This is a genomic window from Fortiea sp. LEGE XX443, from assembly GCF_015206815.1.
Lineage (GTDB): Bacteria > Cyanobacteriota > Cyanobacteriia > Cyanobacteriales > Nostocaceae > Nostoc_B.
In genome coordinates, this window is sequence record NZ_JADEXZ010000008.1 from 58,576 (window position 1) to 70,760 (window position 12,185).

Here is a 12,185-nt window from a genome sequence, read left to right on the forward strand (position 1 = left end):
CTTTTAACTTACACTCATGACATTTTCTGATCGTCTGCTTTTGCTTTGTAGCCTAGTCAGCACATTTGGACTAGCATCCACACTACCAAACTTAGAAAGCGCTCACGCGCAAGTTGCCAACTGTCCGACTCCTGCTTTATCTCGCTTCCAGCGCCATAAAGTTGATCGTGGCGAAACTTTAGAGAGCATAGCACAGCGCTACAATCTCGCCCCAGAAACATTAATTGTGATGAACCCAGATGTGAATAATGGACGTGTTAGGGTGGGTAATGAACTGCAAATACCCCCCTACAACGGCATTGTTGTAGAAGTGCCAAGCGGTCAAAATTGGCGGCAAGTAGCAGCAAAATATAAAGTTCGTCCTGATGCACTCTTTGAAATCAATGGTTGTCAACAAAACCCCAAGATTGTATTTGTACCGGGGTTGAGTTGGTTGCCAAATCGTCCACAAACTGCATCTCTCATACCAGCAAATTCAAATACACAAACAGTATCCATCAGTGGATATCCTTTACCAAAAGTAGCAGATGTAGGGTTAGCCTATGGCTGGCAAATTAACCCCCATAATGGTGAGGTGTTTTTTCACAGTGGTATAGATTTGTTAGCCGCCGTTGGCAGTTCTGTAGAGGCGATCGCACCGGGTAGTGTAGTATTTGCTCAAGAGCAAGGTAGTTATGGCAATTTAGTCATTGTTAACCACAGCAGTGGACTGCAAAGCCGCTATGCTCATCTTGACACTATCAAGGTTAAGGTTGGTCAGCAAGTCAATGCTGGAGATTTGTTAGGAACGATTGGAACTACTGGACAGCCATCTGCTAAGGAACCACATCTCCATTTTGAAATGCGTTCTAGCTCATCTCAAGGTTGGGTGGCGCAAGACCCAAAGGGTTATTTGAAGAAGTGATAAACGCAGAGTATCGCAGAGAAGGTTTTCGGGATTAGATGAAATCAGTTGATTGAATAATGTGCATTCCTGCCTCAGCAAATCTAGTAAAGGCTGCATCTGCCTGTTCTGTATAATCTACAATACCTGGAACTACAACAGGAGAAGTGCAATCTTCTAGTAGATAAACTTTTTTGGCAAGGGTAGCATCTACCTGCTTAATTTCTGTTAATAAATCATCAATTGTCCAAGCAACACAATGGCTTTTTGCTTGACCACCGATAATAACAACATCAAATTCTAAAAGTTGCTTAATTAACTGTGTATTTTTCTGTGCAAGTGAGCGTTTATCAAAGCCAAATAAAACTTCTGGACGTAAAATAGAATAATTTTCTGTTAAAGCATTCTCACCTTTAAGTTCAAATTGTGTCTGACTTTGACGTGCAATGCAGTGAAAAAATATCGCCTCCTCTACAGATGAAACTAGAGCATGACCAATGCCACCCAACATAGAATGATAAGGCCAAACAGTCAAAGGATATTTACCATCTTGACTTAGCTGTTTAACGTAGTGATAAGCTTGCTGTTCTAGCAATTCATAGTCACCGTTAGTCACACTATTAGCAACTGCGGGATTGACTTTCCAAATACCTGTTTCAATATCTGCTGGAGTGATATTAGTAGCGGCTGGTGTTGGGTGTTCTCCGTCAGCATTCACCCAAAAAATCGGATGAAAAATTTGCATTGCTGTATGAGTATCTAGGGTTGGAATAATTGTGGTAATTGTCCCTAAGTTGTGATAAATGAACTCACACAATCTTCGGTTATCATCGACTGCACTAGTTCCAGATTTACCGCCGACAAATAATTCAAATTCGGGAATACAAAAGGTATTTTGAACATCAATTAAAAGTAGACAAATACGAGTTTTGTCTGAAGATGCTGGTTGAATATTGTGTTGTTCTGCCCATACTTCGGCTGCTGCTGCACATTCTTGGTATGGTACGCGCCAAACTTCGCCTACTTTTTCAGGGTTGAAGTGGGGAGGAATGGGAATTTTAGTTGGAATTAAAGGTTGACTCATAAAACCATCGCTTTACTGATGGTATTGATAACACAGCGATTTAGCGATCGCCTCTTAAAATTAAGAAACTTTAAGTTCTAGAGGTTCAGAATCATGCAACTCTACTCATTTAGCTGGTGGTAAGTAGAAAGGTGCAAATAAACGGAACTATGTAACGGAAAGTAAAGTAGTTTGAAAACCTCTTCCCTTCTGCCTTCTGCCCTCTGCCTCCTGCCTTGTCATAACGACAATTTTTAACACCGACCTACTTAATAGCGATCGATTGTTGAATGAAGGTTGATATTAATAATGCTCTAACTGTTTTTTCCGGTTTGCTAATGGTAGTCGGTGCTATTTATCGATTAGCTCAGGTTGAGGCGAACATCAACACCAGAATTACTCGCCTAGAATCTACTATCAATAGAGCCGTTGATGATTTGAAGGATACTTTGGTGGACAGATTGAACTTTACAGAAAAAAAATTAGATGTTCATCTGACTGAGTATACAGAGAAAAAACTGTTTGCAGAATACAGGCATAATGCTACCGACAAAATCGTTGAACATAAATTCAATCGACTTGGGGGACTAATAAAACAGCTTGCAGGCTTTCTCAATAAGGAATCTGGTTTTATTCTCCGCGATGATGAGTACTAACTCTCTGGGGATTTTTACTAATCCAAAGAGTTCTGAGTAACTTGAAATACAGCAAATATCAGCATCTATGAGTCTATCTGCCACTGCTGTTGAACATCAGCAATTATGTCCTCAAATATCGCTGTGTCCGAATTTTGTTGCCCTATCTGCGGAACTTGAGCGTAACGTCAAACTAAATTTCTTTCTGTAAAACAGAATACTATTTGCCGAACTTTCCGGACACATATTCAGAAACTAAGTAGCAGTAGATATCAGAGTTACACAATAAATATCTGCTATGCGTGTTACATTTTCACTGTTAGTTTCGAGTTTGATGTTCGGCTCATTGGCTTTTAACTGCCAAGAGAAGTTAAATCGCTCACATACACTGCTTGATGATAGAGAGGTACAAATGTTGTTTTCGGCAAAGCCTAAACCTAAACCTAATGAGCCAAAAAAAACCACGCCCCATCGCGGTAGTGGACGCAGAGATTTAAGTGAATCTCTCAATCATGCTTTTCCTATTGCTTAAGCACTTGTGATATTATGTCTCTTATAAAGACAAAAATCAGCTTGTGGCGAAGGAATCTCATAAAAATCAAACTTTTACATCACTTTCTGGCAGCCAAATCATATTTCATCCTTAAACTCTGTTTCTAGAACCTGCTTGCATCTTTGCGTTGGCAACCCCAAGCAAACTGACTTATCCATAACATCACCTATTCCTTCAATTAGATAATCTCTTCTCTTTTCCGGATTTTGCCGAGACCATACACTACAAAATCAAGGGCATCTCATTCAAATATTTTTTAAATTTGCTTAAAAATCAGCATCTAGGCATATCTACCAGCGATCGCTTCATATCTGTGTAGAGAGCGATAACATAAGAACAAACTAATCATTGTGCTGTGTTTATGGCAACCCAATTCAGTGAAGCTAAATCGCTAACTGAACCGATAATCTCTTGGGAAGCGTTGCCCGACGATTATCAATTAGAGGATGAACCAGTGGAGAATACCAATCAGCCAATTTTGGCTGGTGCTTTGCGTGAAAGCCTGGAAATTAGTGGGTTCATCCAACCACAGATGTTGATAGCCTCGAATTTTGGTCTTTGTGCGACTATCAACGGGCAATTAATTCTGAAAGCACCTGACTGGGTTTATGTTCCAGCCGTTAATCAGATTCTGAGTGATCGCAAAAGTTATACTCCTAATTTAGAAGGAGATGTGCCGGCGATCGTTATGGAATTTCTATCCGATACCGAGGGCGGGGAATATTCAGTCAAGCGCACTTATCCGCCAGGAAAATGGTTTTTCTATGAGCAAATTTTGCAGGTTCCCATCTATGTGATTTTTGAACCTAATGATGGTTTGTTGGAATTTTATCAACTAGAAAATCAACGCTATGAGTTGAAGCTACCAGACGAAAATGGTCGTCATTTTGTAGAGTCAATGAATTTATTTTTGGGAACTTGGCAAGGTACTAAAGAAGCTCGAACTGGTTATTGGTTGCGTTGGTGGGATGAGGCTGGTAATTTATTACCGTGGGCTGTGGAACAAATTGAACAAGAACGCCAACGCGCTGAACAAGAACGCCAGCAAAAAGAAAGATTGATGGCTTATTTAGCATCTCAGGGTATCGACCTGAACAATTTACCGGCCTTCGAGTAAAAATTAGGGGCGAACATTTGTTCGCCCTTATTTATTTAAACGCTATTTTTTTCTTTTGTTATCTCGTTCTTTTTAATGCCGTTGAGAAACATTGGCACAAACTTTTCCATGAATTCTTGTGGATTGCGTTGCCAAGCTTTTTGTGCAGCTTGAATTCTGGTAAACTGCAACTCAGGTGCTAACAAAGCTTGGGGTAAACGTTCCATCAGGTATTGGGGACGTTCCCACAGTGGCATTGTGTTTGACACTTCTACCAACCTTGTCACCCTTCGTAGTTCTGCACCTAGGGTAATATCCATGCCTGATTCGTAGGCTGCCTGTTCAATTGCGGCATATTTACGCTTGGCTTGCTCTACTTTTTGCCGATGTTCTGGACTTTTAGCGGCTATTTGTCCTAACCAATGATTTCCCCACCGAACGTGTCCTGCTTCTTCTGGGAGAATTTTTTCGATGGTTTCACGGATTTTGATGTTTTCTGCTGTTTGTGGTGCTTGCTTGAGGGCGTGAATGTGAGCAGAGAAATACTCACAACCACGTTTTTCGGTGATGTTAATTGCTGCCATACCAGCAATTATGGTGTCGTCCAAATTAGTTTTTGGATCGTGAGTATTTTTGTCAAGCAGCCATTCAAATTCATCAATATAAGGCATTCCTGGGGGATTTCCGACATTGGCACCCAGTTCTACTAACAGATCAGTTAGCCACATGGAATGCCGAGCTTCATCGCAAATGTGATGAGATAAATCTCGGATCAGTTCTGGTGGCTGCCCGTCTAGTTTTTCAATTACTTCAGTTAGGTCTTTGCAACTGCGTTGTTCGCTGTAGCGATAGCGGTTGAGAGTCATTAGATGCAGTTCGCGATCGCTAACTACCCGTTTTAAGATATCTCTCGCACCTAGAGTATTCTGGAATTTTCGTGGGTAAGTAACTGTCATAGTATGAAGTTTTATTAACTATTATTTTTGATGCTATCTCAGTTTTTCAGTCCCTGCCGGAAACTGAAATGATTATTTTTTACAAAGATGAATCTGAACAAAAATATCAGAAATTCATGACTTTCAGAGTTATGACTCACGCAATCATACTCATTTCAGCCCTTAAAATATTAAGATTTGTTATATTTAGAACAGAAAAATTAAAACTGTAACTTAAGCTACAGAATTTTTGCTATATTAATAAGCGAAAGGATAAATACCTAAAATATATAACTAAAACCTTAGGGGGACTGAAGTATGTCTATTCAAGAAAAATCTCGTGCATTGATAGTGCGTCAACATCATCAAGTTAAGAACCGTCAACAATCAATGCTGATGCGTGCTGCACAAGAACTCGGTCTTCCTGAAGAGGTATCCCATTATTGGAATCCCATTCAAGGCAAGATAGACCAAACTACACGCACGATTTACGGTAGCAGTCATGCTGCCATGAGCTAGGTTAAAAGAGTTGTCAACAGCGTTAACTCATAAAAAAGCCACCCCTCACAGGTGGCTTAAAAAATTACTAGTACGGCTTGGCGGAAATAAAGCTATAGCAAAGTGCTGAGTATAAAACCAGTAACTATAAGGCTTTGAGTCATCAACACTGTCTTAAGCTCAGTGACTACGGCTGTACTGTCTCAAATATGTAAAAAGCTGATGAATTCGGTCTTTTTACACCTTGGCTTCCCTGTGAGATACTAGGCGATCGCTCAGGGTGACTTTTGCCTTGTTCTACTACTGGTTGCAATTAGCAATCGTAATAGAGAAAGAACTCATAAGGATGAGGACGCAACTGCATCTGCTCAACTTCATTAGCCAGTTTGTAGTCAATCCAATTTTGGATGAAGTCTTCAGTGAACACGCCTGTATCTGTTAAGAAAGCGTGATCATTTTCGAGGGCTGCTAATGCTTTATCTAGAGAACCTGGAGTAGAAGGAACCTTTGCTAGTTCTTCTGGAGACAGTTCATAGATATTTTTATCTAAGGGTTCACCAGGATCGATTTGGTTTTTAATCCCATCTAAACCAGCACACAGCATAGCCGCAAATGCCAAGTAAGGGTTAGAAGTCGCATCTGGACAACGGAACTCTAAACGCTTGGCTTTGGGGTTGTCACCAGACAGAGGAATACGCACAGAAGCAGAACGGTTACCTTGGGAGTAAGCTAAGTTTACCGGGGCTTCATAACCAGGTACTAGACGCTTGTAGGAGTTCGTGGTGGGATTGGTGATTGCCAACAATGCTGGTGCGTGCTTGAGGATACCACCAATGTAATGCAACGCCATTTTGCTCAATTTAGCGTATTCATTACCTGCAAACAGGGGTTGACCATCTTTCCAAATGGACTGGTGACAGTGCATACCGGAACCGTTATCGCCAAAAATTGGTTTTGGCATGAAGGTGACGGTTTTGCCATACTTTTTGGCTACGTTTTTAATGACATATTTGTAAGTCATCAGCCAGTCAGCCGCTTCAATTAACTTACCGAAACGGAAACCGAGTTCGCACTGACCACCAGTTGCAACTTCGTGGTGTTGCTTTTCAATGGGAACACCGCACTTCGCCATTGTTAAGAGCATTTCTGTGCGGATATCTTGGAAACTATCTGTTGGCGAAACTGGGAAGTAACCCTCTTTGAAGCGTGGTTTGTAACCCAGGTTGGGGCCTTCTTCTCTACCAGAATTCCAACGACCTTCTACAGAATCTACGTAGTAGTAGCCGGAGTTGGCGGTTTGGTCAAAGCGGACATCATCAAAAATGAAGAATTCAGCTTCAGGGCCAAAGAATGCGGTGTCACCAAGACCAGTGGAGACTAGATAATCTACAGCTTTTTGGGCAATAACGCGCGGGCAACGGTTATACCATTCACCTGTGCGGGGTTCTTTAATGCTACAGATTATGCTGAGGGTTGGCTCTTGCATGAATGGGTCAATCCAAGCTGTGTTCGGATCTAACACCATTGTCATGTCTGATTCTTCGATACCTTTCCAACCCCGAATACTGGAACCGTCGAAAGGTACGCCATCAGAGAAAGAACTTTCATCGATTTGGTTATGGTAGACGGTTAAGTGCTGCCATGTTCCTGGTGTATCGATGAATTTCAGATCAATCATCTGAATATTTTGGTCTCGAATCAACTTCAAGACTTCTTGTGGGGTTGTCATTGTTACTCCTTCTCTGCCAATTTCCTATTGTAAAACCAGAATCTGCCAAAGCATCCTAACCCTACTGATCCGAACCAAGTTGTGACACACCTGGATTATCGTAAAGATTTGAGATTACATAATTATGTAGTTTTTGTTACAGATTGTCTGGATTACAGGTTATATTAACCTTTCGCAAGTCATCTGTACAAAACTGGAAAGTTCATTTCATCGGGGTCAACTTTGGCATAAAATCCTTAAGTAGCGGATAGATTGTTTTTGTGCCGAACTTATTTTAAATAGCACAAAAATTTACTGGTGCGTAAATGCAGCCAAATAAATATCAAACCACAGATAGTTAACGATTGGGAGAAGAAGGAATGCGCGATGCAGTCACAAGTTTAATTAAGAATTATGACGTAGCTGGGCGGTATTTTGACCGGAATGCGATCGACAGTCTGAAATCTTATTTTGAAAGCGGCACAGCACGGGTACAAGCTGCTGCTGCAATCAATTCTAATGCTGCGGCGATCGTCAAGCAGGCTGGTTCTAAATTATTTGAAGAACTACCAGAGTTGATTCGTCCCGGCGGGAATGCTTATACAACTCGTCGTTATGCAGCTTGTCTGCGGGATATGGACTACTACCTGCGCTACGCTACTTATGCGCTGGTTGCTGGTAATACAAATGTGTTGGATGAGCGTGTACTACAAGGGTTGAGAGAAACTTACAATTCTCTAGGAGTACCTATTGGCCCAACAGTTCGCGGTGTCCAGCTGATGAAGGATATGGTTAAGGAACAAGTAGCAGCAGCTGGCGTGGTTGATACTGCTTTTGTGGATGAACCTTTTGATCACATCACCCGTGAGTTGAGTGAACAGGATGTTTAGTGACGTAAAGATCAGCTAGATGTCTGTCATATAGTTTAATAAAGCGATCGCCTCTTGATTATGTTAACGAGAAGCGATCGCTTTTTTACAAAGATTATACTTAAGGAGTGAGTTTCAACCAATGCCTGCCAGAGATATCTATCATGCCGCAGTCATTCAAGCACTTATAGCAGATGGTTGGGTAATAACCAATGATCCCTTTTATCTCGCCTATGGAGGTAGAGAACTTTACATAGATATTGGAGCAGAAAAAGTTACAATTGCTGCTGAGAAAGATAATGAAAAAATAGCCGTTGAAATCAAAAGTTTTCTAAGTCTTTCTCCTGTGAGTGACTTGCAAGAGGCTGTGGGACAGTATGAAATTTATCGCACTGTGCTGAAAGAAGTAGAGCCAACACGCCAACTTTATTTGGCAGTGAATAAGCGTGTTTACGAAGGTATATTTTCTGAACGTTTTGGTCAGCTAATTGTTAATAAAATAGGAATAAACCTAATTGTTTTTGACGAGCAACTAGAGAGGATTATCAAATGGATAAACTAACTCGTTATCGAGAAATTATTCGTCAATTGATATTTGAATATGCTGGACACAAACCTGCTAATGGTAAAATAGAAACGGAAGCAGTTATTGACTCAGAACGCGACCATTACGAAGTAGTACATGTTGGCTGGGATGGTGTGCGCCGCGTGCATGGTTCAGTAGTGCATATAGATATTATTAATAATAAAGTGTGGATTCAGTATGATGGTACGTCTGAACCTGTAGCCACAGCATTGTTAGAAGCTGGTATCCCGCGCGAAGATATTGTGTTAGGTTTCCATCCCGCAGAACTGCGCCAATACACAGATTTTGCTATATCTTAATTATTTTGATGTAGGGCGTGGTAAGGCTAAAATTTTGCTTACTTTCGTGTGGGATGAGCATCTAGCTGCTTATCCTACACGAATCATTCGTTTATTCCGCAATGCCAAAATGACTTATATCCCTTTAACAACAATACTAAACTTTAGCTGTATACTATGTATTATAGTATACAGCTAAAGCCAATAGTTCCATGAGCATTAATGATCTAGAATTTTTGCACGGTGCAGCTTTTCTCCGACTCCTTAAAGGAACGTCTCATGTATCTATAAGTTATTTATCTTGCATTCATCCGTCTCTTTATCTCACTGAAAGTAAAAATAAACAATCCGCCATTTTATTTAAAATATCAAAAAAGCCCAATTCTTCTTGGTCATTTAGCTTCAGTTCACAGGAAGAATTTGCGCTGATAAGTTTTCAAAAAAGTTATCCTGATGTCAAACTTTTTATCGCATTAATTTGTCATCGGGATGGTATTTGTTGTCTATCAGAAGAACAATTATGGACAATTCTTGATCAGAATGAAGGTTTAGCAAATCAGCGTATTTCTGTAAAAAGAGAACTAAGAGGGAGTTATTATGTTAAAGGTACTGGGAGAGTGCCTTTAGAGCGAACAATCCCTCAAAATAATTGGCCGGATGCAATTTTATCAGCATGAAATAATTTATGACGAATACTCCTATCGAAAATAATGGCGACTGCATTAATAGATTAATTAAGAGATTAGAGAAACAAATCGGACAAAAAGAAGCTAATCAACTTAAAGAAACCGCTATTGAAGTTGTTCAAAACTGTGTCAATGTTTATTCAGAAAATTTTGGTGCTGGTGATGTTGGAAAAAATAGCACAGGGTTAGTCAAGCAACTTTATAAAGGACAAGACCCTATTCCAAATGGTACAACCGGACTCATTTATGGTCGAGTTCAAAGTGGTAAGACAAACACAACCATTGCAACTTTAGCACTGGCTCATGAAAATAATTTTCGTTGTTTTATCATCTTAACATCTGATAATACTTGGTTAGGGAAACAAACGGCTGATCGATTTAACAATCAAATTAAAGGCCCTGCTTTTTTTGATTGGGAAGCATGGAAAAAAGACCCCGATGGTTTTGCAGAAACTAAAGTTATACCTTATATCAAAGATAGAGGTATTGTATTAGTCTCTACAAAAAATGTTCATCACTTGGAGAATTTATTGAAGGTTTTAAAAAAAGCTAAAGTCAAATATGTCCCCACACTGATTTTTGATGATGAAGCAGATAATGCTAGTTTAAATACGAATGAATCTAAACAAGCTAGACAAGGTAAAGATACGATTTCAGATAGTGCGATTTTTGAAAAAATAGGTGGAATTCGTCAAGAAGTTTCTAATCATATTTATATTCAAATCACTGCAACTCCCCAGAGTTTATTATTACAAAAGCTCTCTCATCCTTGTAAACCAAAATTTTGTGCAGCACTACCAAAGCCAGGAGTTAGTTATATGGGAGGAGAGTTATTTTTCACAGAGCAAAGTAACTACTCTTGTATTGTAGATGCTGAAGAAATTAACCTATTGAAGAAACAAAAAGGTTCAATTAATCCTGGTAATCAATGGATAATTCCTGAAGGATTAAGACTTGCATTGTGTTGCTTCTTTCTAGGTTCAACTTACAAAATGTTATCTTCGGATCAAGAAGATGCAAAGTATTCCTTTCTTGCTCATATTTGTTATAAACAAGATATACATAGTGTTTTAGAAAAAGTTATTGGTCAGTTTGTGATTAATTTAGATAAAGCAATCAGAGAAAAAAGTTCTGAGACAGAAAATAAACAAGCTAGAAAATGGTTAGAACAAGCTTATGAAGAGTTAAATAAAACTGCCAATAACTTACCTACACTAGATGAATTAATAGATGAGTTAAAAAGCCAAATTGGTAGTGTAATTACACCTAAAATAATTAATGCAAATAATCCTGACAAACAACCTAATTATAATCCAGGTATGAATATACTAATAGGAGGTAATAGATTGGGTCGGGGAGTTACAATTGACGGTTTAATGGTAACTTATTATGGGCGTGATCCAAAACAGAAAATGATAGATACGGTTCATCAACACGCTCGAATGTATGGTTATCGTCCACAACTGAAAGATGTTACCCGTCTTTTTTTACCTGAACATATACTAAAATCTTTTCGCTCTATTCACGAAGCGGATGAAGCAATGCGTCAAGCAATAGGAGATGACATTCATAATATTCAACTTCAACCTGTATGGATAGGAGGAAATTTAAAACCAACCCGCTCTAATGTTTTAGATCCATCAGTCATTGATGTATTAGTCCCAGGTTCGTTAGTTTTTCCTCAAAATCCAGCTTATAAAAAAGAAGAAATTGAGCAAAATTTTGGAGAGATTGAAAAGCTTTTAATTAATTATCAAGATAATGATCTATATGATGAAGTAGATATAGATTTTATTATTAAAATACTCGGTTATACGAAAAGTTATTATGTACCTTCAGAAAAATGGGAAGATAAGCGTATAATCAAAGGCTTAACAGACATGAAATCGAAAGGTATGACAAAAGGCCGTTTAAATGTTCGCAGAGGTGAAAGAAATCATAACCAAGGATTAGATATGGCCAGAAAAGAACCTTTTCAATGGATGTTTGGCTTCGGTTCAGGTAGGTGGTCAATAAAAGCTCAACAAGAATATACTGATATTCCAACATTAATTATTTGTTATCAAAAAGGAGATAAAAATAAGGGATGGGGTGGACATCCCATCTATCTACCCATGTTAGTTTTGCCTAAACAAAAATTTGTTTTAATGTTTAATTATGCTGAAGATGAGTAATGTCTGAAAGTGCCATTCTAATTTCAACGAAAAATTCAGGTGAAAATTTTTAGAAGGTAAGCTTGGTTAATTAGCGATTGGATACGCTACTCGTAAATTTAAATTTATGTTCTTCTCGCGCCATAGAACAGAGGCTAATTCAGACGGATGAGGTTAATGTGAATGAGCAGGTAATCGCGTGATAAAAGAGAGATATCGCCAAGAGCAATTAGCTGTAAGCT

General features: G+C 39.2%; 14 protein-coding genes and 1 pseudogene. 12 read left to right on the forward strand and 3 right to left on the reverse strand.

Going from position 1 to position 12,185, the window contains the following annotated elements:
* The first annotated feature begins 16 nt into the window (after positions 1-16).
* Complete coding sequence (locus IQ259_RS05610; protein WP_193882159.1) at positions 17-904, forward strand: M23 family metallopeptidase; 888 nt, start codon at positions 17-19, stop codon at positions 902-904.
* 34 nt (positions 905-938) lie between these two features.
* Here the strand turns inward: IQ259_RS05610 and IQ259_RS05615 are convergent, their stop codons facing one another.
* Entirely contained in the window at positions 939-1,967 is a 1,029-nt protein-coding gene (locus IQ259_RS05615; protein WP_193882161.1) for an isochorismatase, read from the reverse strand.
* Between the two features lie 269 nt (positions 1,968-2,236).
* Here IQ259_RS05615 and IQ259_RS05620 point away from each other — a divergent pair, with 269 nt between their 5' ends.
* From IQ259_RS05620 to IQ259_RS05630, 4 genes are all read left to right on the forward strand, one after another.
* A complete protein-coding gene (locus tag IQ259_RS05620) occupies positions 2,237-2,602 on the forward strand; it encodes a hypothetical protein (RefSeq protein ID WP_193882164.1) in 366 nt (121 codons plus the stop codon).
* 67 nt (positions 2,603-2,669) lie between these two features.
* Positions 2,670-2,792 carry a hypothetical protein gene (locus IQ259_RS27510; RefSeq protein ID WP_255525245.1) on the forward strand — a complete coding sequence of 41 codons (123 nt, stop codon included), beginning with the start codon at positions 2,670-2,672 and terminating at the stop codon, positions 2,790-2,792.
* 123 nt (positions 2,793-2,915) lie between these two features.
* Positions 2,916-3,113: a heterocyst-inhibiting protein PatX gene (patX, locus tag IQ259_RS27070; protein WP_370568003.1), complete on the forward strand. Its 198-nt coding sequence runs from the start codon at positions 2,916-2,918 to the stop codon at positions 3,111-3,113.
* Between the two features lie 382 nt (positions 3,114-3,495).
* Positions 3,496-4,251 carry a Uma2 family endonuclease gene (locus tag IQ259_RS05630; RefSeq protein ID WP_193882170.1) on the forward strand — a complete coding sequence of 252 codons (756 nt, stop codon included), beginning with the start codon at positions 3,496-3,498 and terminating at the stop codon, positions 4,249-4,251.
* A 35-nt stretch (positions 4,252-4,286) separates the two neighbouring features.
* On the opposite strand, the gene IQ259_RS05635 is transcribed toward IQ259_RS05630, so the two are convergent.
* Positions 4,287-5,186, reverse strand: a complete 900-nt coding sequence (locus IQ259_RS05635; protein WP_193882173.1) for a ferritin-like domain-containing protein — start codon at positions 5,184-5,186, stop codon at positions 4,287-4,289.
* A gap of 297 nt (positions 5,187-5,483) precedes the next feature.
* Here IQ259_RS05635 and IQ259_RS05640 point away from each other — a divergent pair, with 297 nt between their 5' ends.
* Complete coding sequence (locus IQ259_RS05640; RefSeq protein WP_193882176.1) at positions 5,484-5,684, forward strand: hypothetical protein; 201 nt, start codon at positions 5,484-5,486, stop codon at positions 5,682-5,684.
* Positions 5,685-5,976: 292 nt separating this feature from the next.
* Here IQ259_RS05640 and glnA read toward each other — a convergent pair whose 3' ends face one another.
* Positions 5,977-7,392, reverse strand: a complete 1,416-nt coding sequence (gene glnA / locus IQ259_RS05645) for a type I glutamate--ammonia ligase (RefSeq protein WP_193882179.1) — start codon at positions 7,390-7,392, stop codon at positions 5,977-5,979.
* Positions 7,393-7,751: 359 nt separating this feature from the next.
* On the opposite strand from glnA, the gene apcB reads away from it, so the two are divergent.
* The 6 genes and pseudogenes from apcB to IQ259_RS27075 form a co-directional block, all read left to right on the forward strand.
* The gene (apcB, locus tag IQ259_RS05650; RefSeq protein ID WP_193882182.1) at positions 7,752-8,261 is read left to right on the forward strand and encodes an allophycocyanin subunit beta; all 510 of its coding nucleotides are present in this window, start codon (positions 7,752-7,754) and stop codon (positions 8,259-8,261) included.
* Between the two features lie 121 nt (positions 8,262-8,382).
* Entirely contained in the window at positions 8,383-8,802 is a 420-nt protein-coding gene (locus IQ259_RS05655) for a XisH family protein (protein ID WP_193882185.1), read from the forward strand.
* Positions 8,790-9,125, forward strand: a complete 336-nt coding sequence (locus tag IQ259_RS05660) for a XisI protein (protein WP_193882188.1) — start codon at positions 8,790-8,792, stop codon at positions 9,123-9,125. Before IQ259_RS05655 ends, IQ259_RS05660 begins: the two co-directional genes overlap by 13 nt.
* 191 nt (positions 9,126-9,316) lie before the next feature.
* A complete protein-coding gene (locus IQ259_RS05665; RefSeq protein ID WP_193882190.1) occupies positions 9,317-9,781 on the forward strand; it encodes a hypothetical protein in 465 nt (154 codons plus the stop codon).
* Between the two features lie 8 nt (positions 9,782-9,789).
* Positions 9,790-11,964: a Z1 domain-containing protein gene (locus tag IQ259_RS05670; RefSeq protein WP_193882192.1), complete on the forward strand. Its 2,175-nt coding sequence runs from the start codon at positions 9,790-9,792 to the stop codon at positions 11,962-11,964.
* Positions 11,965-12,041: 77 nt separating this feature from the next.
* Positions 12,042-12,140: pseudogene (locus IQ259_RS27075) on the forward strand (TlyA family rRNA (cytidine-2'-O)-methyltransferase); the annotation flags it as partial.
* Positions 12,141-12,185: the final 45 nt, after the last annotated feature.